Annotated in this window: 21 protein-coding genes; 15 read left to right on the top strand and 6 right to left on the bottom strand. The window is 34.0% G+C overall.

What is annotated here, in order from left to right; translation table 11 throughout:
• Nucleotides 1–21: 21 nt before the first annotated feature.
• On the bottom strand, nt 22–504 hold the full coding sequence (locus K5R64_RS08270; RefSeq protein ID WP_220762572.1) for a DUF1761 domain-containing protein: 483 nt from the start codon (nt 502–504) through the stop codon (nt 22–24).
• Nucleotides 505–685: 181 nt separating this feature from the next.
• On the opposite strand from K5R64_RS08270, the gene K5R64_RS08265 reads away from it, so the two are divergent.
• The 5 genes from K5R64_RS08265 (at nt 686) to K5R64_RS08245 (ending at nt 7,999) form a co-directional block, all read left to right on the top strand.
• The gene (locus tag K5R64_RS08265; RefSeq protein ID WP_220762570.1) at nt 686–1,546 is read left to right on the top strand and encodes a leucine-rich repeat domain-containing protein; all 861 of its coding nucleotides are present in this window, start codon (nt 686–688) and stop codon (nt 1,544–1,546) included.
• A gap of 300 nt (nt 1,547–1,846) precedes the next feature.
• Nucleotides 1,847–3,292 (top strand): MFS transporter, encoded by a 1,446-nt coding sequence (locus tag K5R64_RS08260; protein WP_220762568.1) that lies wholly within the window; start codon nt 1,847–1,849, stop codon nt 3,290–3,292.
• Nucleotides 3,293–3,490: 198 nt separating this feature from the next.
• On the top strand, nt 3,491–4,891 hold the full coding sequence (gene uxaC / locus K5R64_RS08255; protein ID WP_220762566.1) for a glucuronate isomerase: 1,401 nt from the start codon (nt 3,491–3,493) through the stop codon (nt 4,889–4,891).
• Between the two features lie 15 nt (nt 4,892–4,906).
• Nucleotides 4,907–6,370, top strand: coding sequence for a tagaturonate reductase (locus tag K5R64_RS08250; RefSeq protein ID WP_220762564.1), 1,464 nt, complete (start codon nt 4,907–4,909; stop codon nt 6,368–6,370).
• A gap of 12 nt (nt 6,371–6,382) precedes the next feature.
• Entirely contained in the window at nt 6,383–7,999 is a 1,617-nt protein-coding gene (locus K5R64_RS08245) for a UxaA family hydrolase (RefSeq protein WP_220762562.1), read from the top strand.
• A gap of 113 nt (nt 8,000–8,112) precedes the next feature.
• Here the strand turns inward: K5R64_RS08245 and K5R64_RS08240 are convergent, their stop codons facing one another.
• Nucleotides 8,113–9,141 (bottom strand): LacI family DNA-binding transcriptional regulator, encoded by a 1,029-nt coding sequence (locus K5R64_RS08240; RefSeq protein ID WP_220762560.1) that lies wholly within the window; start codon nt 9,139–9,141, stop codon nt 8,113–8,115.
• A gap of 310 nt (nt 9,142–9,451) precedes the next feature.
• On the opposite strand from K5R64_RS08240, the gene K5R64_RS08235 reads away from it, so the two are divergent.
• Nucleotides 9,452–9,985 carry a glycoside hydrolase family 28 protein gene (locus tag K5R64_RS08235; protein ID WP_220762558.1) on the top strand — a complete coding sequence of 178 codons (534 nt, stop codon included), beginning with the start codon at nt 9,452–9,454 and terminating at the stop codon, nt 9,983–9,985.
• 144 nt (nt 9,986–10,129) lie between these two features.
• Here the strand turns inward: K5R64_RS08235 and K5R64_RS08230 are convergent, their stop codons facing one another.
• From K5R64_RS08230 to K5R64_RS08215, 4 genes are all read right to left on the bottom strand, one after another.
• Nucleotides 10,130–10,987, bottom strand: coding sequence for a fumarylacetoacetate hydrolase family protein (locus K5R64_RS08230; RefSeq protein WP_220762557.1), 858 nt, complete (start codon nt 10,985–10,987; stop codon nt 10,130–10,132).
• Nucleotides 10,988–11,004: 17 nt separating this feature from the next.
• Nucleotides 11,005–11,784, bottom strand: coding sequence for an SDR family NAD(P)-dependent oxidoreductase (locus K5R64_RS08225; RefSeq protein ID WP_220762556.1), 780 nt, complete (start codon nt 11,782–11,784; stop codon nt 11,005–11,007).
• Between the two features lie 30 nt (nt 11,785–11,814).
• Nucleotides 11,815–13,476, bottom strand: a complete 1,662-nt coding sequence (locus K5R64_RS08220; protein WP_220762555.1) for a UxaA family hydrolase — start codon at nt 13,474–13,476, stop codon at nt 11,815–11,817.
• A gap of 181 nt (nt 13,477–13,657) precedes the next feature.
• Nucleotides 13,658–14,539: an AraC family transcriptional regulator gene (locus tag K5R64_RS08215; RefSeq protein WP_220762554.1), complete on the bottom strand. Its 882-nt coding sequence runs from the start codon at nt 14,537–14,539 to the stop codon at nt 13,658–13,660.
• Between the two features lie 722 nt (nt 14,540–15,261).
• Here K5R64_RS08215 and K5R64_RS08210 point away from each other — a divergent pair.
• The 9 genes from K5R64_RS08210 (at nt 15,262) to K5R64_RS08170 (ending at nt 26,766) form a co-directional block, all read left to right on the top strand.
• On the top strand, nt 15,262–18,402 hold the full coding sequence (locus tag K5R64_RS08210) for a TonB-dependent receptor (protein ID WP_220762553.1): 3,141 nt from the start codon (nt 15,262–15,264) through the stop codon (nt 18,400–18,402).
• 10 nt (nt 18,403–18,412) lie between these two features.
• Nucleotides 18,413–20,218 (top strand): RagB/SusD family nutrient uptake outer membrane protein, encoded by a 1,806-nt coding sequence (locus tag K5R64_RS08205; protein WP_220762552.1) that lies wholly within the window; start codon nt 18,413–18,415, stop codon nt 20,216–20,218.
• 14 nt (nt 20,219–20,232) lie between these two features.
• A complete protein-coding gene (locus tag K5R64_RS08200) occupies nt 20,233–20,709 on the top strand; it encodes a hypothetical protein (RefSeq protein WP_220762551.1) in 477 nt (158 codons plus the stop codon).
• A gap of 302 nt (nt 20,710–21,011) precedes the next feature.
• Nucleotides 21,012–21,875, top strand: coding sequence for an AraC family transcriptional regulator (locus K5R64_RS08195; RefSeq protein WP_220762549.1), 864 nt, complete (start codon nt 21,012–21,014; stop codon nt 21,873–21,875).
• 420 nt (nt 21,876–22,295) lie between these two features.
• Nucleotides 22,296–23,240, top strand: a complete 945-nt coding sequence (locus tag K5R64_RS08190) for a family 16 glycosylhydrolase (RefSeq protein WP_255580328.1) — start codon at nt 22,296–22,298, stop codon at nt 23,238–23,240.
• 29 nt (nt 23,241–23,269) lie between these two features.
• The gene (locus K5R64_RS08185) at nt 23,270–23,626 is read left to right on the top strand and encodes a hypothetical protein (RefSeq protein WP_220762546.1); all 357 of its coding nucleotides are present in this window, start codon (nt 23,270–23,272) and stop codon (nt 23,624–23,626) included.
• 256 nt (nt 23,627–23,882) lie between these two features.
• Nucleotides 23,883–24,827, top strand: coding sequence for a 2-dehydro-3-deoxygalactonokinase (locus tag K5R64_RS08180; protein ID WP_220762545.1), 945 nt, complete (start codon nt 23,883–23,885; stop codon nt 24,825–24,827).
• A 12-nt stretch (nt 24,828–24,839) separates the two neighbouring features.
• Nucleotides 24,840–25,478, top strand: a complete 639-nt coding sequence (locus K5R64_RS08175; protein ID WP_220762544.1) for a bifunctional 4-hydroxy-2-oxoglutarate aldolase/2-dehydro-3-deoxy-phosphogluconate aldolase — start codon at nt 24,840–24,842, stop codon at nt 25,476–25,478.
• A 130-nt stretch (nt 25,479–25,608) separates the two neighbouring features.
• On the top strand, nt 25,609–26,766 hold the full coding sequence (locus tag K5R64_RS08170) for a mandelate racemase/muconate lactonizing enzyme family protein (RefSeq protein ID WP_220762543.1): 1,158 nt from the start codon (nt 25,609–25,611) through the stop codon (nt 26,764–26,766).
• The last annotated feature ends 1 nt before the right edge of the window (nt 26,767 follow it).

The following is a 26,767-nucleotide window of genomic DNA, read 5'->3' as shown; positions in this document are numbered from 1 at the left end:
AGAAGACCTTTTAATAACTATTTATGCCCAAGCACAAATAATACCACCCATTATCATAAAACTTACTGTCCAGTAGCCTGCTGAAATTAGAGTGTATTTCCAACTTTTTCTTTCGTATAAAGCATTGGTTCCTACAATTGGTAACGCCATGAATATCCCGGTTAAAGCGCCATGAAACACACCATGTTTAAAGGTTCTAAATGAACTGCCATAATCCGCCATAAATGCTTCAAATGAAGGTTTAGCAGTTGACGGGTCTCCCCCCACCATGCTGACGGCTCCCCATTGATGTATGGTAAGCATCTGGAGAACCATAGCAATTAAAAAGGCATAAAAAACAGAGGTGATAAAAATGAGGGCCATATTAGCACCTTTCATTTTTTCTTCGGTCATGCCCGATTCTTTCATCCATATAGTTCCAAATACTTTGGGATTGTACCAAATGAATCCTGTAACAAGAGTAGAAGCAGCCGCTACTAATAAAGTAATAAAATTAATTTCCATTTGTATAAAGGTTAAAGATTAGTATATCAAATATAGTTTTTTTATGGTTACAATTTAGTATTACTTTTATGTAAGAAAAATATATTTAATTTACCTAAAATGTGTATTTCGTCGATTTTTTTATGTATTTTATCTTGTTTCTAACTACATTTGATAGTGAATTAGAAATAAATCAAAGGTCATGAAAAACATATACTTATTTATTTTAACTGCTTTATTTTCAGTTGTAATGCAAGCAGAGGTTTCTGTAGCAGATAAAGCAGCATTAGTTGACTTATACCATGCTACTAATGGAGCTAATTGGAATACAAAATGGAATTTGTCCGCTCCCGTGGATTCTTGGTATGGAGTAAAGGTTGTTGGAAATAAAGTAATTGCTATTCATTTAAAAAATAATAATCTGGAAGGCCAAATACCTTCATCTATTGTTGCTTTAACAGATTTGCAAGAATTAAATTTGCACAAAAATAAGCTTTCTGGTGAAATTCCTACTGCTCTAGGAAATTTAAAACAATTACAAGTTTTGGATTTATCTTTTAATAAATTATCGGGTACTATTCCAGCTTCATTGACAGAAAATGTTAACCTTGTTACAGTAAGTTTGTACATGAATCGTTTGTCAGGTGAATTACCTCAAGGAATTGGAAATTTAAAAAGGCTTGAAGTTTTATCTGTTTTTAATAACGAAATTCAAGGTGAAATTCCAGTTTCTCTTTATACAATGAATAACTTAAAAGTATTGTTGCTTAATAGTAACCAAATGTCAGGTAATTTAAGTCCACGAATAGCAGAATTAACAGCACTTGAAAACTTGAGTTTGTTTGAAAATAATTTCAAAGGACAAATACCTTTCGAATTAGAGAAATTGAATCAGTTGAAGGAAATGAACTTATCTTATAATTCTTTTAGTGGTTTTACTTCTAGAAAATTAGCTTCTTTAGATACTTTAAATATGACGATGTTCAATGATAAAGGAGTTGCTGTTTTGTTGAATGTAGGAGGAAATATGAATATCAGTACTTCAATTGTTTCTGAAGAGTAAAAATGTTTTTTCATAATGTTAGTAAATAAATTTAGTTGAAAAAGCTGCCTTTCTAAGGCAGCTTTTTTTTTGCTTTGTTGTATGTATTTTTCTGTGTTGTTCCTCTCTTTTTTTTTAAAATATTGATAAAATCTTCGAGAATTTTCTTGACTTTTTATGGGTTTAATATAAAATAGTGGGCAATTAATTTGTATAACCAATAATTAACCATATATTTGTGCAATCGATTACATTTATTCTGTGTGTTACTATTAATAAAATCGATTTAAAAAGAGAAGACAATATTTTAACTATTTAACTATGAACCAGAATACTAAGAAAATTGGAAACTATCGTTGGACCATTTGTTCTTTGTTGTTTTTCGCTACCACTATAAATTATTTGGATAGACAAGTGCTTTCATTAACTTGGAAAGATTTTATTGCTCCTGAATTTCATTGGACTAATAATGATTATGGTAATATCACTGCTTTGTTTTCCATATTTTATGCAGTGTCTTTATTGTTTGCGGGTAGGTTTGTAGATTGGCTAGATACTAAAAAAGGTTTTTTGTGGGCCATTGGTATTTGGTCTGTTGGGGCTTGTTTACATGCCTTTTGTGGCATTGCAACTTCAGGTTTGTTGACTGGAAATTGGTTTGTAGGTTTTGATGGTGCCAAAGAAGCCTTAGCAACTGTGGATGATGTAGGAAAAGTAATTGCTGTAAGTGTAAGTCTGTTTATTGTAGCTCGTTTTGTTTTGGCATTGGGCGAAGCAGGTAATTTTCCAGCAGCTATTAAAACGACAGCTGAATATTTTCCAAAAAAAGACAGAGCATTTTCTACTAGTATTTTTAATGCAGGCGCTACAGTAGGTGCATTAGCGGCTCCAATTACTATTCCTTTTATTGCAAAGTGGTACGGTTGGGAAATGTCCTTTATTATCATTGGTGCTTTGGGGTTTGTATGGATGGGATTCTGGATTTTTATGTATGAAAAACCAGAAAAACACCCTAAAGTTAGTTTAGCGGAATTGGAATATATTCAGCAAGATAGTATAGCCGATAGTAAAATTGTAGGTTATGTACCTGAAAATACCGACAAAGTGTCATTAAAAGATTGTTTGAGGTACAATCAAACATGGGCTTTTGCTTTTGGTAAATTTATGACTGATGGGGTTTGGTGGTTTTTCTTGTTTTGGACACCGGCTTATTTGAGTTCGGTATATGATATGGATTCAGCTGAAGCAGCCTTTCCTTTATTTATTTTATATATGATAACGTTGTTGTCCATCATAGGAGGATGGTTGCCAACTTATTTTGTTGAAAAAAAAGGGATGAATCCATATGAAGGGCGAATGCGTTCCATGTTAATTTTTGCCTTCTTTCCTTTACTTGCTTTAGTTGCACAACCATTGGGGCATATTAGTTATTGGTTACCAGTAATTATTATTGGTATTGCAGGAGCTGCGCACCAAGCTTGGTCTGCAAATATTTTTACAACAGTAGGTGATATGTTTCCCAAAAAAGCAATTGCGACTATCACTGGTATTGGGGGATTGGCGGGCGGAATTGGCTCCACTTTAATCAATAAAGGGTCAGGAATGTTGTTTGATTATTCAAAAGAAACTAATATGGTTTTTATGGGATTTGAAGGAATCGAATCAGGATATTTTATCATCTTTTCTATTTGCGCAGTGTGTTATTTAATAGGCTGGACAGTGATGAAAATGTTGGTGCCAAAATACAGACCAATTACAGATTTATAATTTTTTTAATGAATTGATACTGTCATATTTTCAATTGTGGGTTGTGAATTTTTTTGATTGTTCTTTTATTGTAATCGATTGCATTTTAAATGATAGATTTTAAGTATTTAGAATAATGAATCACAAGGTAAACATAGAAATGTTTTAAATATAGAGTGAGAACTTTTAAAGTGAAAATAAATTTTTAAGAATAGTGGAATGAGTACAACATTTATTAGCGACAATTTTTTGTTAGAAAATAAATATGCTGAAGAGTTATATCATAATTACTCCAAAAATCAGCCTATTATAGATTATCATAATCATTTGAGTCCTCAGTTTATTGCCGAAGATAAAATTTTTGACAATATAACTAAAGTATGGATTGATGGTGACCATTATAAATGGCGAGCGATGCGTACATTGGGAATCAATGAGCAGTTTATCACGGGAAATGGTTCTGATAAGGATAAGTTTTTAAATTGGGCAAAAACGGTTCCGTACACGATGCGTAATCCATTGTATCATTGGACGCATTTAGAATTAGCACGCTATTTTGATATTTATGATTTATTAAATGAAAAATCAGCGGAGAAGATTTACATAGAAACTTCTGAAAAAATGAATTCGGCAGCTTATAGTACTCAAAATCTTCTCAGAAAAGTAAATGCCGAGTTTGTGTGCACAACAGAAGATCCTATTGATAACCTAGCGTATCATCAACAATTAGCCAAAAGCAACTACGAAATAAAAGTAAGTACCGCTTTTAGACCTGATAAAGCAATTTTGATTTCTAATGATGGTTATAATGATTATATCAATACCTTAAGTGAAGTCGCAGAGATTACTATTGCAAGCTATGCTGATTTGTGTGCTGCTCTACGAAAAAGAATAGAGTATTTTGATACAAAAGGTTGCAAGTTGTGTGATCATGGTTTAGATCAAATTTACTATGAAAACTACACAGAAAATGAAGTGGTTGCTATTTTTAAGAAAAAAAGAGAAGGTAAGGAGTTAAGTCACGAGGAGACCTTGAAATTTCAAAGTGCATTGCTCGTGTTTTTATGTGAAACTTATCATGAGTTTGGTTGGGTACAACAATTTCATTTAGGGGCACTCCGAAATAACAATGCTCGTATGCATCGCATTTTAGGGCCTGATACAGGATGGGATTCAATTGGAGATTATCCTCAAGCCCAAAAATTATCAGCATTTTTAAACGGTTTAGACAGTAAAGATAAATTGACCAAAACTATTATTTACAATTTAAATCCTGCTGATAATGAAGTAATGGCAACCATGATTGGTAATTTTAATGATGGAAGTGTCAAAGGAAAAGTTCAATTTGGGTCTGGGTGGTGGTTTTTAGACCAGAAAGACGGAATGACGAAACAGCTTAATGCACTTTCTAATATGGGTTTAATTAGTTGTTTTGTAGGGATGCTAACAGATTCTCGTAGCTTTTTGTCTTTCCCAAGGCATGAATATTTTAGACGTATTCTTTGTAATCTTTTGGGTGACGAAATGAAAAGAGGGGAATTGCCTAATGATATGGAGTGGATAGGTAAAATGGTAGCTGATATAAGCTATCATAATGCTAAAGAATATTTTAAATTTTAATTCAGTGTGCTAAAGATGAAAAAGTTAAATAGAAAAAATACAGGATTGGAAAAGGTAAATCCAATTAAAATAGTACAATTTGGAGAAGGTAACTTCTTGAGAGCTTTCGTTAATTATGCCTTTCAGGAGTTAAATAAAAAAGCAGATTTTAATGCGGGAATTGCCGTTGTCCAACCTATTGAGCAGGGGATGATAAACATGTTAAACGAACAAGATGGTTTGTACACTTTGTTTATTAAGGGGCTTGTTAAAGGACAGGAAATTCAAGAAAAGGAATTAATAACGAATATAGTAAAGGGGATTAACCCTTATGTTAATTACGAAGATTATTTAGCTTTAGCTAAAGAAGAATCTTTAGAGTTTGTCATCTCAAATACTACTGAGTCTGGGATTGCTTACGTAGCTACTGATGCTCCGCAAATGCAACCACCTTTGTCATTTCCTGCCAAATTAACGGTGTTGTTACACGAAAGATTTAAGCATTTTAACGGTGATTCATCCAAAGGATTAACTATAATACCTTGTGAGTTAATCAATCATAATTCGGAAGCACTCAAGGAGATCATACTTACTTATATTGATAACTGGAAACTGGGCGATGAATTTAAAAATTGGATTTTGAATCACAATTCTTTCCACAGTACTCTAGTGGATAGAATTGTTCCAGGTTATCCAAAAGATGAAATTGAGGCTTATAATAGAGAGTTAGATTATAGTGATAATTTGATTGTTACGGCTGAAAAATTCTTTTTATGGGTAATTGAAGGAGATGATAAATTGAAAGCCAAGTTGCCTTTTGAGAAAACGGATTTGGATGTGAAAATTGTACCCGACATGCAAATGTATCGTACTCGTAAAGTGCGTATTTTGAATGGTGTACACACTGCGATGGTTCCTTTTTCATTGATGTATGGGAATGAAACGGTAAAAGAATCGGTTGATGGCAATTTTACTGGCAAATTCATCAACGAAGGAATTTTTAAAGAAATTATTGAGACAATCGATATGGATAGAGCAGAATTAGAAGAATTTGCTGAAGCGGTACTAGACCGTTTTCGTAATCCATTCGTAAAACACATGCTTGCTTCAATTGCCTTAAACTCAATATCTAAATTCAAAGTACGAGTATTGCCAAGCGTTTTACAATATTGTAAAAGTCAGGGCAAGATTCCGGCTCATTTAACATTTGCATTCGCTTGTTTGATTCGTTTTTACAAGGGAGAATGGAATAACATCACATTGCCTATACAAGATAGTGAGGATATTACCACAGCATTTTTAAAAATTTGGCAAGCTAAAACCACTGAAGAAGTAGTAAGATTGACCTTGTCAAATACTGTATTTTGGGACCAAGATTTAAGTGAGATGACGGGACTTACAGAAGCGTTGGTTTTGGCTTTGAATGAAATTGAATCGAAGGGAGTTGAAAAAGGATTTTTACAATTCACAAATGCTATTAAAAATAGTCAAACAGTATAAAATAACAGTGTTATGCAAAAGAAATTAATAAAGGTTGATCCTTCGGATAATGTGGCTGTAGCATTAGTGAATTTAGCAGCTGGTGAAAAAATCCCTTTTGAAGGAGAAGGTGTTTTGGTATTGTCTGATACTAAAATGAAGCATAAGATTGCAATGAAGGATTTTGAGTCTGGAGATAAAATCATTATGTACGGGGTCATCGTAGGGAAAGCGAGTCAAAAAATTGCCAAAGGGGATGTAATTACTACCAGTAATGTAAAACACGAAAGCGCAAAAGTTACGGGTAAAACGGAAACGATTGGTTGGAATGTTCCCAATGTTGATAAATGGAAAGATAAAACTTTTTTGGGTTACCAACGTGAAGATGGACAGGTAGGGACTGAAAATGTTTGGTTATTTTTTCCTTTGGTTTTTTGTGAAAATAGAAATATTGAAATATTAAAAGATATTTTTGAGAAAGAATTAATGAAACCAAAAGTTAACGATTATCAATTGTTATTGCGTTCATTAGTTAAATCAGAAAGTGGTCAAGAAGGTGCTGTAGCTGAAGCAAATGATGATGATTTGTTTAAAAATATTGAAGTTAAATTTATAACTCATCAAGGAGGCTGTGGTGGTATTCGTCAGGATGCTCATAGTTTAGCTAAATTATTAGCAGGATATGTTAATAATCCTAATGTAGCTGGAGCAACTGTTTTGAGTTTGGGATGTCAAAATTTGCAAATTCAAATCTTTAAGGATGCTTTAGATGCAATTAATCCAAATAATAAAAAACCAGTATTGATTTACGACCAACAATCAATTGGTACTATTGAAGCCATGTTGAGTAGTGTGGTCAAAGATTCATTTGAAGCTATTAAAAAAGCGAATGAATTACAAAGAACACCCGCACCTTTGTCTAAATTAAGAATTGGTTTAGAATGTGGTGGTTCAGATGGATTTTCAGGAATTTCAGCGAATCCTACTTTGGGGGTTTTGTCTGATAAGTTAGCTGCCTTGGGGGGAACCACAATTCTTTCTGAGTTTCCTGAATTGTGTGGGGTAGAACAAGAATTGGTAAATCGTTGTGTGAACGATGAGGATGGAAAACGTTTCTTAGAATTGATGAAATGGTATGAAAAAACGGTAGTTGATGCAGGCTCAGGATTTGATATGAATCCCTCTCCCGGAAATATCAAAGACGGTTTGATTACCGATGCTATGAAATCGGCTGGCGCTGCTAAAAAAGGCGGAACATCACCTATTGCAGGAGTTTATGACTACGGTGAGTATATTAATGAACCAGGATTAACATTGTTGTGTACACCAGGAAATGATGTGGAATGTACCACAGCTATGGTAGGTTCGGGCGCTAATATGGTTTTGTTTACAACTGGATTAGGAACACCTACAGGAAATCCAATTGCCCCAGTTGTAAAAGTGTCTTCCAACTCTGAGTTAGCTGCAAAAATGGATGATATTATTGATATTGATACAGGGGGTATTATTAAAGGAAATAAAACTATTGAGGAAATGGCAGACGAAATGTTGGATTTTATTATTGATGTAGCTAGTGGGAAAATTAAAACCAAAGCTGCTATTTTAAACCAAAACGATTTTATTCCTTGGAAAAGAGGAGTTTCGTTATAGTATATTTTTAAGAGGTAGCTGCTTAGGTCGGTTACCTATATAAAAACAACAAAGGAGAAATTTCATGTAATGTATCATGAATTTCTCCTTTTGTTATTTAGGTTGTCCTTTTTTTATTCTTTGATTCGAGAACTAGATTTTCGAATATGTAAAATCGGATTTAAAACAATTTTTTTCTCGATAGTAACATCCTCTTTGTTTTGAATTTGTTCTAAAAATACTTTTGCAGCCATTTTACCCATCTCAAGAGGAGATTGGTCTATGGTTGTAATAGATAATTCCATGAATTTAGTAAATGGTTCATTTCCAAATCCCATTACACAGATGTCTTCGGGAATTTTGAATCCCTGTTTTTTTATTACCTTGATGGCTCCTAATGCAGCAAAATCACTGGCAGAGAAGATAGCATCGGGTGGATTGGGTAATTTTAATAATTTTTTGGTAACAGTAGCCCCATCTTCTTGATTACTTCGAGCTCGTAAAACATAATCCTCATTAAATTCTAAACCGTTGTCTTCAAGTGCTTTTTTATACCCTTTGAAACGATTTTCATAGATTTCCAATGCTTGATCACCACACAAATGAGCAATTCGGGTACAACCTTGGTCGATTAAATGTTGAGTAGCGATATAACCCGCATTAAAGTCATCAATTGATACCGAACTTACACCATTGATGTTTTTCTTTCTATCAAAAAAGATTAAAGGCACTTTTTTTTGTAAAACCCGTTGAATGATTTTTTCATTCTTCTTAGATTCATTAGTAATAGAAATCATTATTCCATCGACTTGTGCATCTAGTAGCGTATTGATGTTTTCAATTTCTCTGTTTTCATCCTCATGGGTTTGACAAATAATAACATTGTATTTGTTGGGATGTAATTCTTCTTCAATACCCCGTATGGTCGAACCAAAAAAGTTTGTATTTACTCTGGGTACAATCACACCTATCATACCACTTCTTCCACTTTTTAGTGCTAGTGCCAGTCGGTTCTGCTTGTAATTCATTTTCTCAGCAGTTTCCATCACCAATTTGATGGTGCTTTCGCTTATTTTTGGATTTTTATTTAAAGCCCTAGAGACAGTAGCGGCGGATATATCCAACTTTTTTGCTATGTCATAAATGGTTGTTTTTTCGCTCATTATGGAGTTCCGTATTTTATGGTGCGTAAAAGTAGTTTTTTTTGTTGAATTTAGGAAGTACAATCATTGTTATCGATTGCTTTGATTTTTAAAGCAGAATAGTAAACTAATAAATTTCTTTCTTTTAATGTGTGTATGTTTCCTTTTTAGAGTCAAAATTGTTATAAAAATAAGTCTTTTTTTATGTTGAAGCTAAAAAAAGTGGTTTTTTTTTGGATTTAAGTTATTTTATTTCTACGTTTGTGTAATCGATTGCATTAGATGGTGTTTTGTTGTTTTGGAATAGTTGAAAAACATTAAAAAAAGTAAAATGAAATTTAAAATAAGATGTATTTTGTTTTTTTCGCTTATCGTTGCGTCTAAATCTACACAAGCCCAAGATGCTGGAGCTTCTCCATGGTCCCAAATGAAATCAATTGAAGCTTCTATTGTAGTTCCTGTTTTTAAAAACAAAAGCTATAATGTGCTTGATTATGGAGCAATTCCTGATGGGGAAACGGATAATACAAAGGTGCTTAATAAAGTCATTTGGATGTGTTCCAATGCAGGAGGAGGAAGAGTAATAGTTCCAGCCGGAAAATATTTATCAGGCCCGATTAATTTACAAAATAATGTCAATTTGCATTTGGCGGAAGGAGTGGAAATTCTTTTCAGTACAAATCCTAAGGATTATCCGATAGTACATACTTCTTTTGAAGGAACCGAAGTGATGAACTTTTCACCTTTGGTATATGCCTATCAAAAAAAAAATGTGGCCTTGACTGGTAAAGGAGTTTTAAATGGTCAAGCGACTAATGAAAACTGGTGGTTTTATTCTAAAATTGGAATCATAGTAAAAAGATAAGGGTGTCTGAAAAGAGAAGTCCATATTTAATTGCTGTCTAAAAGTAAACTTTTGCAAAATAGAAATAGTTCTTTTATTACAGCAACCAATGATGGTATTCTTTACAGACACCCCCATTTAGAGAGATACTAATTTAAAATTGTATTATCCTTGGTAAGCAACAACATTTTGTTTAGCAACACCAAGTCCGTCAATTCCTAATTCGATTACATCACCTGGTTTTAAATAAGTAGGAGGAGTAAGTCCAAGTCCTACACCAAAAGGTGTTCCTGTTGAGATGATATCACCTGGTAATAAAGTCATAAATTGGCTGATGTGACTTACTACTTTTTGAACATTAAAAATAAAGTCAGAAGTAGTACTGTTTTGCATCATTTTTCCATTTAATTTTAACCATAAATTTAAATTATTTGGATCTTTAATTTCGTCAGTAGTTGCAATAAATGGGCCAATTGGTGCAAAAGTATCACAACTTTTTCCTTTAACCCATTGTCCAGAACGCTCTAATTGAAAAGCACGTTCGCTTACATCATTGTGCAATACATAACCAGCAATGTGATTGAAAACATCTTGTTCTTCAACATAAGAAGCTTTTTTACCAATTACAATAGAAAGTTCTACTTCCCAGTCTGTTTTTGTACTTCCTTTAGGGATGATAATATCGTCATTAGGACCTACAATAGCAGTTGTAGATTTGAAGAATAAAACAGGTTCTTTTGGGATTTCCATACCACTTTCAGCAGCGTGTTGCGCATAGTTCAATCCCACACAAACAATTTTGGATGGGCGAGTCAAAGGCGCTCCTAAACGAACGGAATCAGCTACTACAGGACAGTTGCTTTGATTGTCTTTTAACCAAGCACTTAGTTTTTCAATTCCTCCATTACCAAAGAAGTCTTCATTATAGTCAGAGCCAAAAGCAGATACATCAATTCGGGTACCATCAGCTAATTGTACTCCTGGTTTTTCTTCGTTTACTGCTCCAAATCGTATTAGTTTCATAGTGTATTTTTTTTGTGTTATTTTCCGTTTAGTGTAACAAAACCTCCATCAATAGCATAGTTAGAACCTGTAATAAATGCAGCTTCATCAGAACATAAGAACAAGGCTAAATCAGCAATTTCTTGTGTACTTCCCATTCTACCAATCGGTTGTGTTTTTGATAATTTTTCGAACATTTCGGCTTCTTGCCCTGGATAATTTTTACTGATAAAACCATCTACAAAAGGCGTATGAACTCTTCCTGGTGCAATACAGTTGCAACGTATTCCTTCATTGATGTAATCTTTAGCGATAGAGTAGGTCATTGTAAGTACCGCTCCTTTACTCATAGAATAAGCAAATCGATCGTAGATTCCAACGGATGAAGCAATTGAAGCCATATTTAAAATGACGCCACCCCCTTTTTTCATAGAAGGTAAGGCTGCTTTTATGCAATTGTAAACTCCTTTTACATTTACATTATAAAGACGGTCTAAGTCCGCTTCAGCAACTGCTTCAATATTGCCTACATGCGCAATACCAGCATTGTTGATTAAGATGTCTATTTTTTCAGTTTCAGTGATTTTAGCTATGATTGCTTCTACATTTGCTTGATTAGAAACATCACATTGATGTGCTTCAGCTTGATTGCCTAGTGCTTTAATTTCAGAAACAGTTTCATGTGCTGATTCGATATTAAAATCTAAAATATGAACTTTAGCGCCTTGTTCAGCAAAAGTAAGTGAAATGGCTTTTCCTATTCCGCTTCCTCCTCCTGTAACAAGGGCAACTTTATTATTTAAACTAAATTTACTCATTCTATAAAATTAATGGTTTAAAATGATTTTTTATAATGACATTCCTCTTTTCCAAGGAATAAAGTCGTCTTGTCTTAATTTTCTAGCTTTTGTTTGTTTACCGCTAGCCACTTCGATTACATAATCTAATAAAGCTTCACCTGTTTGTTCGATTGACGCTTTTCCTTCAATGATGGTTCCGGTGTTAAAATCAATGATGTCATTCATTTTTTCATACAATTTGGTATTGGATGAAACTTTAATAACAGGTGTAATTGGGTTTCCTGTAGGTGTTCCTAAACCAGTTGTAAACAAAATAACATTACAGCCAGAACCTGCTAATGCGGTGGTGGATTCAACATCATTTCCAGGAGTACATAACAAGTTTAAACCAGGATTTACTACTTGCTCAGTATAATCTAGTACATCTTCTACTGGTGAAGTTCCTCCTTTTTTGGCCGCTCCAGCTGATTTAATAGCATCTGTTATCAAACCATCTTTGATGTTACCCGGTGAAGGATTGGCGTAAAATCCAGAACCTAGAGCATCCGCTTTGGCATTATATGTGGACATTAAATGAGAGAATTTTTCAGCTTTTTCAGTTTTTGAACAACGGTTAATCAACTCTTGCTCTACACCATTCAATTCAGGAAATTCAGATAAGACAGTAGCTCCTTTTAATCCTACAATTAAATCAGATACATAACCCAAAGTTGGATTGGCAGAAATTCCTGAAAAACCATCCGAACCTCCACATTCTAGTCCAATTACCAGTTTGTCTAAACCAGCTGGTTTTCTTTCACATTTGTTAGCTTCAATTAATCCAACAAAAGTCTTTTTGACAGCTTCAGCAAGTAATTCTTTTTCAGAAGTACTTTTTTGTTGTTCTAAAATGTAAACGGGTTTTTGAAGGTTTGGTGCCATTTCTTCTAAGGCCTTTGTTAAAATGGCCGCTTGTGCATGTTGGCAACCTAAACTTAATACCGTCGCTCCAGCAACATTGGGATTGTTGATGTAACCAGCTAACAAATGACATAATGCAACTGCATCAGAGGTAGCTCCACCACAACCGCCGTCATGAGTTAAAAAATGAATCCCATCCACATTTGGGAATAAAGGATTTTTATGGTAATCGTTACCGTCTTTTATAATGTTTTGTTCTAAAAGGGATTCTGGGGTAGCTCCTGAATTGTAAGCTTCAATCAAACTTTCAACATTAAAACCTAAATGTTGTTTTTTTCCGAAACCTAATTTTTCAACCAGAGCTTCTTTAAGTACTTCCACATTTCTATTTTGACAGAATACTAATGGAATGATGATCCAGTTGTTTTCGGTTCCTACTTTACCATCAGCTCTATGATATCCTAAGAAGGTTTTGTTTGCAAATTTAGAAATATCAGGTGCTGACCATTTTGATTGTTGTTGCGAGCTAGATACACCATATTTTTCAGTATCGTGTACCAGATTTGAAGTGCTGATTAATTCACCTTTTACAATTTTGTTTTTAGCTCTTCCTACAAGTACGCCATACATATAAACCGCGCCACCCTCATCGAGGTCTTCGGTTACAAATTTATGTTTAGCAGCAATGTCATTTTGAATTTCATAGGTGTTCGATTCAAAAGTAACCGTGGTACCTTTTGGTAAGTCGGTTAAAGCGACAAGGACATTGTCTTTAGGGTGTATTTTAAGTACTTTTTGTTGCGTGTCCATTTTGTTTTAGTTTAGAGGAAATAAATAGGGTACAATATTACAAGGAATCTAAAAACAAATCTGCCTATATTTTGATTAAAAGTGATATTATTTTTGCATTTGGATGTTGTATAGCAGTTAATAGGCAATTTATTTATTGAGACTAGATTTTTGTAAATATAATCAATTTAAAATCAATTGATTATATGTCTTGTGTGGTTTCGGATTTATGTCTTTTGACATATTCTGTTGGGGTGCAATCCATGATGAGTTTGAATTGTCTGTTGAAATTAGAAATGTTATTGAATCCCGCCTCGTAACAGATGGTAGCTACATTTGATTTGTCTTCGAGTAATCGCTTACAAGCATATCCTATTCGGATTTCGGCAAGATAATTAGAAAATGTTTTTCGATTTACCCGTTTAAAAAAGCGGCTAAAAGCGGAGGCATTCATGTGAGCAATTTGCGCTACTTCTTCTAAGGTGATGGTCTTGTTGAAATTTTTGAAAATATAAGCTTGAACTTTGTCTTTGATTTCGTTTTTGGTTTCTTTAAATGAATTGACAAAACCTTGACTGGCAAGTGTTTTTGTTTTTTTATGCTTGGCTAATTGGTCCAAAATTTTTAAAAACGAAATGGTTTTTTCAAATCCTTTTTGTTTCATCATGGCTTGAATTTCAGCAATGATTTTTTTATTGATGTTCAAGAATTTGATGCCTAGGCGTGCTCTGTTAAAAAGTTCGCCTATGTGAGTCATTTCAGGTGTTTCAAAGAAAACGGAACCTAAATAATTTTTTTTAAAATGAATAGCGATTGCTTCGGCTGTTTTATTGGTATTTTGTTGAAAATAATCCTCATCATTCAACCACATGTGAGGGAGGTTTTCTCCAATTAAAATAATATCTCCTACTTCAAATTTTTCGATGCTATCTCCCACAAAACAACTGCCTTCGCTTTTTAAAATAACGACCAATTCTAACTCAGGATGGTAATGCCATATTTTTAAAAAATAAGGATAGTCATTGAGTTTCGTGGTAAACGAACTGTTGTTAAGGCTACTTCGGTCTAATAAATGCAGCTTCATTGGGTTAGCTCTTTTTAAGTGATAGGATATGATTCGGTGTTTGTAGTTTAGGAATCACTACTGCAAAAATAGTATCATTTTTTTAATTGATTGTGGTTTTGGGGCTAATAAAATGATGAACTATAAGAATTGTAAGAGATGTTGTTTAAGCAGTTAATGTGTAAGGTATAAAAACTACTTAGCCAAAGGAAATGATTTAGTACATGCTTCAATTAAATTTGAAATAGGTTAATGAAGATAAGGTAACTGTGAAATATAGTAATAACGCAATTTGAGTTTAATTATCTAATGTGAATAAGTGTAACTTTTCCGTTTTACCTACTGTTTTATCTCAAAATAGTAAATGTTTACCGGTTTTGAGGTAAAAAAGTGTAGCTATAGGGTAATTTTAATAAAACAGCTAGCTTCATAATTTATTTAATTTGTATAATCATTTGTAGATAAAATTATCTATATGATAAAAAAGAGTTCTTTTTTTTAAAGTATATTATTTTTTGACTCATGGTTTTGGTTTTATTGAGAGCGAATTTTAATCCTGTTTTTTAGCTTGAATAGACCAATGAATCAATGATGTTATACTAATGAAACGTTTACTAGGACCATTAATAAGAAATAATTGGTGAGCTATGAAAGTATATTCCAATATGATGTGTTACTTCCGTTAAGTACCAAAACCAAAATAGCATAGGATTAAAGCAATAACAACAACTAAAATTAACCAAATGAAAATTAGAAAAATGAACAAACAAAAAAGTACGTTAGAACATTTTTTGTTTCTTACCCTATTTGCATTATTTTTTAATGCAATTGCATATGGTCAAACTGGTGTGATCCAAGGGAAAGTAATAGGTGAAGATGACGGTTTTCCCATACCAGGTGTCTCCATTATAATCAAAGGACAAACCAAAGGAACGGCGACAGATTTTGATGGTAAATTTGCTATTAAAGCGAATGAAGGTGATGTTTTGATTTTTACCTATATAGGAATGAGGACAGTAAATGCCAAGGCGATAAATGGAATGACGGTCAAAATGAAATCTGTAGCCCAAGACCTTTCGGAAGTTGTCGTAATTGGTTATGGTAAAGTAACAAAAAAGGAATTGACGGGGGCTGTTGCTAGTGTTAAAGCCGAAGACTTATCTAACCAAGTAACCTCTGACCTTGGGAATGCTTTGCAAGGGCAAATATCTGGTGTAAACGTGGTGAGCTCAGGAGAACCGGGTAGCAATTCTGAAATTTTAATTCGCGGAGTCACATCAATATCGGGTTCTAATACACCATTATATGTTGTTGATGGAATTCCGCAACTAGGTGATCCAGGAATTAGTCCTAACGAAATTGAAACAATAGATGTATTAAAAGACGCGGCTTCAGCAGCTATTTATGGAACACGTGGTGCTTCGGGGGTCATTATGATTACCACTAAAAAAGGAAAAACCGGAGCTTTAAGTGTCAAAGTTGATGCCAGCAAAGGTTTTGAAACATTAGGAGATGGTCAAAAATTACTAAATGCTGTTGGTCAAACCTATGTAGATATGCTTTTGGCACGTAACGTAGCTGGTACCGCAGATAACTTGACTAATTTGGCTCCTTTATCAAATGCTCCTGATCGTTTTCAATATGATAATGATATTTCCAGAATGCTTTTTGTTGACAATGCAGGGACTCAAAACTATAGTGTGAATTTGAGCGGAGGAAGTAATGATTTGAAATATTCATTTGTCGGAGGTTTCTTTGATAAAAAAGGAATCATCTCAAGATCTAGTTTTCAACGATTTAACACTCGTTCTAATGTGAATTATAAAAAGAATAAATTTTCAGTAAACATTGGGCTGGGAATGATTAAAGAGTTTACAGATAGAGGAGCCGCTAATACCATTAGTCAATTGCTTCGATACCAACCTACACAACCTATTTTATCAATAGAAGCGGATGCGTTAGACTTATTTGGGGGTAATGACTTTAATACCAATGTGTCCTTATTAACCAGTCTTAATTCATTGGATGAGGCTAAATCTACGAGAGCTTTTACCAATATCGAATTAGGGTATGAAATTATCAAAGGATTGAACCTAAGTACTCGTTTCGGAATAAATGATTTGAATTACGGGCGAATGAGATTCAGACCTCGTCAATCTACTTATGATGTGCAAAGATTGGTAGATGTTGTGCAACCTAGTTCGATTTCTGAATACATTCAAAGACAATCGGCTATAACTTGGGACGCCACACTTAATTATCAAACGACAATTGCTGAAAATCACAAATTGACATTGACAGGAGCTTTGTCTTCTGAGAAATTTATCAATGAAGAATTTATTGTGACTAAAACTGATATTTCAGATAATGATATTACCGTATTAAATAGCGCTACAGGTGTTGCTTCAGCCTTTTCAGGTTTTGATTATACCAATAGAATAGCGGGTATGATTGGTAGATTGCAATACGATTACAAAGGAAAATATTTGATTAGCTCTAGTATTCGTAGAGACGGTTCTTCTCGATTTGCAAAACAAAACCGTTGGGGATTGTTTCCATCAGTATCTGCGGCTTGGAATATCTCTGATGAGAATTTTTTCAAACCTCTTAGTGGTGTGGTGAATAATTTCAAATTACGATTGAGTAGTGGAACTGTAGGGAATCAAAACTTTCAAGATTATTCGTATGGAACTGCCATTTATAGAGATTTAGTGTATGCTTTTGGTGACGGGAATTTAGCTAGTTCAGCAATTCAAACGACTATAGGAAACCCTGATGTAAAATGGGAAACTTCTATCCAGAAAAATATAGGTGTTGATTTGGCTTTTTTCAAAAATAAATTGACTGTAACAGCTGAATATTATCAAACGGACAAAGAAGATATGTTGTTTAGTTTAACAATGCCTCCAAGTGTTGGTTTGGATGATTCTTCATTTGGTGGAGGCGCTCCTAATTCAATTCGAAACTTGAATAACAACAATCAAGTAGTATTAAATATTGGGAACATGACCAATTCAGGTTTTGAATTGGCTGTGGGCTATCGTGATAAAATTGGAAAATTAAGATATAGAATGAATGGTACTTTTAGTACGAATCAAAATAGAATTACTAAAATTACAGATGGATTTAACGGGCCTATATTGACTAGCGATACTGGAATTGTACCTAATGGGAATGCATCCACAAGTCAAATCACAGCATTAGCAAAGGGGTATGAAGCAGGAGCGTATTTTGTATTTGCGACTGATGGAATTGCTAATACACCTGAAAAATTAGCTCAGGCTAACACTTATTTTTCTAACCATCAATTCAAAATGGGGGATTTAATTTATAAAGATGTAGATGGGGACGGAGTCTTTCAATCAGTTGGGGATCGTGTCTATGCTGGTAGTGGATTGCCAAAATACGAGATAGGATACAACTTGAGTTTGGATTATCGCAATTTTGATTTGTATGTCAATATGTATTCTGCATTGGGGCATGAAATTGTTAATGGAGCGAGAGCTACTGCAATTGGATTTGGAAGAAGCCAAGAAATATTAAATTCCTATTCTGATGTGAATCCAAATGGAACACTTCCTGCTTACAGAGGTATTTTTTCTGCTCATCCCAATTACCAACCCAATACAGCCTTGTTTATTGAAGATGGTTCGTATTTGAGAATTCGTAATATCACCTTAGGATACAATTTGCCTAAGAAAACCACTTCGGCATTAGGAATTGAAAAATTCAGGATTTTCTTGACGGGTCAAAATTTATTCACCTTTACAAAATATACGGGGTACAATCCTGAAGTAGGAGGGAATGTTAATTCTAAAGGATTGGACAAAGGAAACTACCCTTTGACAAAAATGTACTTGGTAGGTTTGAATTTTAACTTTTAATATTTTAAAAATGAAAAAATATATTTATAAATGCATTTCTGGATTTTTAATACTAGGACTATTGAGTTCTTGTAATCCAGATTTGACTGAGAACAACCCAAACTACACTGATTCTAGTCAATTTTGGAAAAACTTAAATGATACCAATAGTGGTTTAACAGCTGCTTACGCTACATTACTTTCTCCTTACATCTTTAATCTGAGAGAAGAAATGGTGCGTTCGGATATGGGATGGTATTCAAATGTTAGACCTGTTCCTTTTTTAACAGGGGATTTGGCTTATACGTTTTGGTTTCAAAACTATACTAATAACAATCAGTTTATCGATCGGCATTGGGCAGCTTGTTACAGAGGGATTTTTAGAACCAATCAAGTAATTGAGGCACTTGAAAGAATTAAATCGACCACAACCGATATGGATAAATGGACGTATCAAATGGCTCAAGCGCGTTTTCTAAGAGGTTTGTATCATTTTTATTTGCATACTTCTTTCAATAAGGGTAAAATTATTATTGAAGATCATACTCCTGTTACTCCGGATGATTTTTTTAAATCAGTTTCTTCGTCTGAAGATGTTCTAAAATTTTTTAGAGCTGATTTACAATACGCATACGAAAATTTACCTGCAACAAAACCAGCAGAAAAAGGACGTGCTACTAAGGCTGCTGCTGCTACGGTTTTAGGGACTAGTTATTTGTATGAAGGAGAGCATGCGCTAGCTGAACCGTATTTTGCAAATGTGATTTCAAATACTAATTATAGTTTATTTGGAACTGCTGGTTCAGGAAAAGATCCAATCACGCTATTTTATACTGCAAATGAATTCAATAGCGAATCTATTTTTGAAGTAAACTTTGACGGCGCTTTTAGACCTGAATTAGGGAACTTTGATGAAGAAAGCACTACTAATCGATTGGCATTTGTAAGCTTTTCTCAAAATTTATGTTTTACAGCTCCAGCTTGGGTAGCTTATTCTTATAAATCTGAGCCAATGGATGCTTTGGATGCAAGAAACCATGTCGGAGGTGTGATTACAAATCCGTTGAGAGCCGTTCCGTTAAGAGCTTCGGCGATGGTTACTTTGCCAGAAGATCTTCACACTCCTGCTTACGGAGTGCCAGCGGTTATTGATGCTTCGGCTGGGTTGACCTTTGGAGCTGTGAATGCCACCGCTCAACCACGAGTTTTTGCTTATTATAAAAAATATTTGAATGTAGATTTGTTTACAGCTGAAAGTGCAAATCCATTAGGAGCACAAAAATCTTCTAAAAACTTTATTGTTCACAGATTGTCTGAGGTGTATTTGATGCAGGCAGAGTGCTTGATTAAAAGAGGAGCGATCAATGAAGCTTTGACACTCATCAACAAAGTGCGTGCGCGTTGGGGGCTTGTTTTATACGGCTCACCAGCAGAATTTGCAGGTACACGCACCTATGATGGTGTGGTTTATAACGCTACCACGCTTATGAATAAAATTATGTATGTGGACAAGCCGTTAGAAACATCAGCTGAAGGTCATGCCACTCGTTTTACTGATTTAAGAAGATGGGGGATATTGAAATCTAATTTTGTAGCATTATCAGCTACAACCTATTATACCAATGATTTTAAATATGCAAAAACTGTAAATCCAAATATTGGTACTCAAGTAACTAGATTTAAAACTTCTGTGGTAAATGAAGCCAATAAAGTAAGCACAAGTTTACCTATACCAAATGAATTTACCATTCCAGCACAAAATTTCGTTGAGGGAACACATGAATATTTGCCATTGCCAAGTAATGAAGTAGGTAGAAATCCTAATTTATCTAAATAATAAAAAAGTAGAAGATGAAAAATATAGTAATAATATTGTTTTTAGGTTTGTTTTTTACAAGTTGTGAAAAAGAAACCTTAACACCTGATCCCAATTTCTCTGATGTAACTTGGTATGCGAGTACTCCTTTGAATGTAAGTGCTCCCATTATGCTTCCTGCAGGTAGAGCACTGTCTATCTATGATTTGTCACAGGGTCTTTTAACTCATGAATGGAAAATTGTACAAGGCTCACATTTTTTAAAACCAGGTTTTACAAATGTATTAGCGGCTCCTTATCCTGATTTAACTCCATTTATTGATACGTCAAAGGGTTTGTCAACTACGGATGCAACCGTATTTATCTATTTTCCCACAGCAGGGAATTATACCGTGACCTTAAAAAATACCTATAAAGACAAAGTCACGTACAAAGGTACCACTCCTGTCGAAGCGGTCTTAGTAGATGGAGTTTGGGTATTTGAACAAGTTTTCCAAATAACAGTTTTTTAATTAATAGTTTTTTGTAGTTAGTTTGTGAGGCTATTGCATCTTTTTGGATGGATAGCCTCATTTTTTTGTACTAGACAAATTTTTATTGGTCATATTTTTTTCAATTAATTTTATGTCCTATCAGTTTTAATGTTTCTAATGTTTAGAGAATGTTAAATTGATGTAAAATCACGAACTAAAATCATTATATTTGTAACTACCTAATTTGCAGATAAAAGGAGAAAAACCTCTTTTTTCGGGTAAAATAGGATAGGTTTGTGTAACGCTATATCTTTTTTAGTGTAGTATTTGTTCCGAATAATATGAAATTAGTATTAAAGAACCCAGAAAATTTTGCTAGTCAAAGGATTAATATCTTTAAGAAAGAAGTCCCTTGTTTGGATACAGCTTGGCATTACCATCCCGAGTATGAATTGTTATATATTTCTCAAAGTACTGGTATTCGTTTTGTAGGCGATAATGTGTCTCATTTTTATCCTGGCGAATTGGTCTTGGTAGGATCTTATTTGCCTCATTTGTGGCGCAATGATGAAGCCTATTATGAGTCTGATGGAAATTTGATGGTGAAAACCATTGTATTGAAATTTACTTCTAATTTTATTGGAGAAGGTACTTTTGATAATACTGAATTTATCGGAATTAAAAATCTGTTGGAACAATCAAATTTTGGAGTAAGTTTTGACAAATCCATTAGTGAGGAACTGCATAATGAACTTTTGGAAATTACTGAACTCCCAAAAGGAAAACAAACCATCAATCTCTTAAATATTTTATACCGTTTGTCGCTTTGTAAGGAAGAGGAGAAAACCATTTTGTCCTCAACCGATATGAGGCAGTTTTCTAATGAAAATCCCGACAGGTTGGATAATGTGATTCGCTACATTTCAGATAATTATAAATCAGATATTTCATTAAAAGATGTTTCGGATATAGCCTGTATGACTACGAATTCGTTTTGTCGGTTTTTTAAAAAAATGACCAATAAATCCTTTACTGAATTCTTAAATGAGATTCGTATTCGGAATGCTTCACGCATGTTAATTCAAGAAAACACCCCTATATCTGAAATATGTTATAATGTGGGTTATAAATCTATACCCAATTTCAATAAACAGTTTAAATCGGTGATGGGAGATACACCGAAAAATTACAGATATAAATTGTAATTCACTCCTTTTTATCATTAAAAAAACTTCTTCTTTTAGTAGTTAAGTTCGCTTTGTTATTCGAGTGAAAGATAACTTTTTGTTCTCTAAAAAAAACAATGGTTGTACCTCAAGCATGATGAATAGCGTACCATTTTCTAAAATTATTTTCATAGCATTTTATACTGAAATTCTTATTAGCTAATTTATTATGGTAAATTAGGTTAGTAACAGGGTAAGTTTGGCTTAATTTTAATTTCAAAAACCAACTTACTTTGTGATGAGCTATCTTTTAGAAAGGACTTTGAGCTGCTTTCTATTTTATAAGTTGGGTCGCAAAAAAAAATAAAATTCTCCAAAATGATTTTTTTAAACAAACTATTTTCGCTTGTTGCATTTGTATTAGTGCTATCACTAAGTTTTAGTTGTTCTAGTCAAACAGTGTCAAAAAACAAAAATAGCAGCAACGCAAAAGTGCTTCCTTTTTCTGATCCAGCGAATGAAGGAAAATGGATTTTGAATACAGAGGTCAGTGATGAATTTGACGAAAAGACAATTGATGAAAACAAATGGTATATCGTAGGGAAATTTGAAAATGGCAAACCCTTTTACAAACATCCTGATAAACCCAATAAAAAAGTTTGGAAAGGGCGCGCTCCTTCGCAATTTTCTGGACGCAATTATAGATTGGAAGACGGGAAACTCATTCTTGAAACACGCTGGGAACCTGATTTTCCATTTTCGGATGAAATTGTTAAACCTGTATTTGGTGAATCACTTCCGTATGAAAATATTACAACCGCCTGTTTGATTGGGCGAAAAGAATTTAAATATGGCTATATAGAAATCAAAAGCAAAGCAGCCGATGCTCCTGTATCAAGTGCTTTTTGGGCGATGGGCGAAATGCTTGAGATTGATTTTTACGAATTATACGGAGGTACTTTGAATCCCAAAAAAGAACATTTAGACCGTGAATTGTGGTGGTCTATTAGAGACTGGAACAAGCCTATGACGGGAAAACCTACTTACACAGAAAAGAAAGATGTTGGTTTTAGAGTGGCAGATGATTTTCATATTTGGGGTGTAGAGTGGGATGAAAAAGGAGTTAAATATTATATTGACGGAAAATTGTTTTCTTCAGTTACGGCTGAAGAAGCTACCAAATGGGTCAAAGAAAACCAAAAAGAAGTGAAATTACCCGAAGATTACAATGGATATGTGGCAACAAAACCAATTAGTTTGTGGCTTGACCAAGAAATTTTTCCTTGGCACGACATTCCTAAAACTAAGGAAGAATTAGAGCATCATAGTCCAAAAGAGAAACAACAAGACGGTGTAGTCGATTTTGAAATCGAATATGTACGTGTGTGGCAAAAAAAACAATAAATAACTATAATTAACTTAAATTCTAAAAAATGATGAAAAAAATTGTATTCGCAATGATGATGATGTTGGTGTTTTCAGGAGCATTTGCTCAAAACAAAACACAAGAAAAAAAGATTAAATATTTTGTCGAAGCAGCAACAAAAGAGTTTAGCTTGGATGCAGCTCAGTCCAAACAGCTTTTAGATGCTAGAAATGCTTACATTACGGGTTATATGGATGTAATGAGTAAAGTGAAAAATGAAGGTTTATCTGATGAGGATAAGAAAAATCAATTGAATGAGGTTAACAAAGACTTTAATAATGCATTTTCTAAAATCACAGGAAAACCGTTATCAGAGCTTCAACCCTTTTTTGCTAGAATGCGTGATGAATTGAATAAAATTTAAATCCAATTGAAAATAAAAAGGCAATCGCTTAATCCACTCCAACCAGAGTGGATTTTTTTATGGTAATTATTAGCATCCTAATCAACCTAAAGAGAATTAATCATAGCGCTATGATGGTGTTTTTTAATAATAAGAATGGATGTGAAATCAATAATTAGGGTAAATACGGATTAGTAGTTGATAATTTGAAACCACAACCACTCACAGGCTTCCTTTAAATTTGTAAGAATCTATTAATTACAATTAAATGATGCGTATGAAGACTTTTGTGAGTGTCGATTGGGGTACTACTAATTTGCGATTAAGATTAGTGGCAACGCCTCATTTGACTATTCTGGAAGAAGTGGTTTCTCCTAAAGGGATTAAAACTATTTATGATGAATGGTTGGCTTTTGGAGGAGAAAAAGAAAACTATTTCTTGACTTTTTTACAACAACAACTAGCCCTTTTTACAACAACAATAAGTGAGGAAGTGACAATTGTTATTTCGGGGATGGCTTCTTCTAGTATTGGGTTAAGAGAACTTCCTTATGCTAGTTTACCTTTCACCACTGATGGAAAGACTTTGCTGGTGGAAAAGATATCTTCGGCAATAATTCCCAATCTGATTCAATTGATTTCAGGTGTCAAATCGGATTCTGATGTGATTCGCGGCGAAGAAGTGGAAATTATAGGATTGATTAATGAGGAGGATAAAAAACAGGCTGTTGTATTTGTTACCCCAGGAACTCATAGTAAGCATGTACTATGTGAAAAAGGAACGATTACAAATTTTTTCACCTATATGACAGGCGAAATGTTTAGTGTAATTGCGGAACACACGCTACTAAAGAATTCTATTGAAAAAATGCCTTTGGAAGCCGCTTACCTAGCCTCTTTTGAACAAGGGGTACAAAAAACAATGGAGGGAAAATCAATTTTGAATACGCTTTTCAAAGTACGAACCAATACGTTGTTTAGGGAAAAAACAAATGCTGAAAACTTCTATTATTTAAGTGGTCTTTTGATTGGTGAAGAATTGAAAAGCCTTAAAAAGTTGCCTTGTGATACGATTAAATTATGCGCAGGCGGACAACTTTTTGAATTATACCATCGAGCTATTCATGTTTTAGGTTTAGAATCCAAAACACAAATAGTAGAAAAAAGGGAAGTAGATAGAGCTGTTGTTAAAGGACAGTGGAAAATAATTGAAAACAACTAAAGCAAAAGTAAAATGACAACAAACTACAAAGCAGAATTGTTTGAGAAAATGCCTGTGGTAGGGATTTTGCGTAATATTTCGTTAGAAGTGATTCAAGAAATACTGCCTTACTATAAAAAAGCAGGTTTCACTACACTTGAAATCACGATGAATTCTGCCAATGCAGCTACCATCATCCAAACGCTTTCAAATGAACATACGGATATGAATATTGGTGCGGGAACCGTATGCACCCTCGATGATTTAAAGGAGGCTTTAGCAGCAGGCGCTTCATTTATTGTAACGCCTATTATGGATGTTGAGGTAATGCGTTATTGCAAAGAAAATAACGTTCCAATTTTTCCCGGAGCATTTACTCCATTAGAAATTTATACTGCTAATAAATTAGGAGCTACGGCAGTCAAAATCTTTCCCGCCACACAGTTAGGAGCAGGCTATGTTAAAGATGTACTTGCCCCCTTAAATACCATCAAATTATTACCTACAGGAGGTGTTGATGTTAACAATATTCAGTCCTTTTTTCAAGCCGGAGCTGTTGGAGTAGGGATGGGTGGTTCCTTATTCGATAAAAAGTGGATTGATAGTAAAGATTATGATTCATTGTATGAGCACTTTAAAGCAATAAGCGATAAGATAACAGCAATAAGATAACAATGGTTTATCAAAAGGTAATTTTAGTACTATTTAGCGATAAGAGTTGGGCTAACTTTACTTTTAGAAAAAGTAAAATCAAATTTAAAACATAGTAAAGCGGTGAGCTGCTTATAAATTCAAGAGAAAAATGGTAATTGAAAAAATTGAAACGTTTGTATTAAAAGATGTCCTTTCAAAAAGCTTTTTCTTTTCGCAATGGGAATATGCTGAAAGATGTATTTGTGTAGTCAAAGTAACCTGTTCTGATGGGACACATGGTTGGGGAGAAGGTTATGGTCCTGCCACGGTCATAGAAGCGGGAATAAAATTTCTAGAACCAATGGTTATAGGTAAAAATCCTCTAGAGAACGAAGTAATATGGAACGATATGTACCGTAGAACATTGGATTACGCTCGAAGAGGAATTCTAGTAGCTTCTATGAGTGCCATTGATATTGCCATTTGGGATTTGAAAGGTAAAATTTTAGGACTTCCAGTTTCTACTTTATTAGGTGGAGCTCATAGAACTAAAATTCAGCCTTATGCTACGGGATTGTATTTTACAGACCATGCAAATCCATCTAAAGATTTTGAAGAAGAGGTGATTTTATACAAATCTCAAGGTTTTAAAGCCATCAAAATGAAAGTAGGTTTAGGAATTAAAGAGGATTTTGAGAATGTAAAACGCATGCGTGAATTGATGGGTGATGATATGCAATTGATGATTGATTCAAACCATGCTTATAATCTAAGAGAAGCGGTAGAATTGTGTAGAAAAGTAGAACCTTTTAACATTTCATGGTTCGAAGAGCCTTTGTCTCCAGAATATTATGACCAGTACAGAGAATTACGAAGTAAAACTTCAATCCCTATTTCAGGAGGAGAATGTGAGTATTTGCGATTTGGATTTCAACAATTGCTAAAAAGTAATTCAGTAGATATTATTCAGCCTGATATTTGTTCAACAGGAGGATTAACGGAAACCAAACGAATCGCAACTCTTGCCAGTACCTACGGTGTAGATATTATACCACACACTTGGGGTACTTCAATAGGAATTCACGTGGCACTTCATTTTATTTCAAATATTGAAATTATGCCGGGTAGAATGAAAAAACCTAATTTGTTGATGGAATTTGATCAAACAGAAAATGGATTAAGAGAGCGTTTGACCTTTCCAAAAATCCAAATGGTTGATGGTATGATTGATGTGCCTAATCGTCCTGGTTTAGGAATCGATGTGGATGAAGAGGTTCTCGAAGAATATGCTATATATAAAAAGAATAAAAATACTATATTTAAATAAA

It is taken from the genome of Flavobacterium sp. UMI-01, assembly GCF_019656315.1.
Taxonomy (GTDB): Bacteria; Bacteroidota; Bacteroidia; order Flavobacteriales; family Flavobacteriaceae; genus Flavobacterium.
Note: the sequence above shows the minus strand (reverse complement) of the source record. Positions and strands in the feature narration are given on the sequence as shown.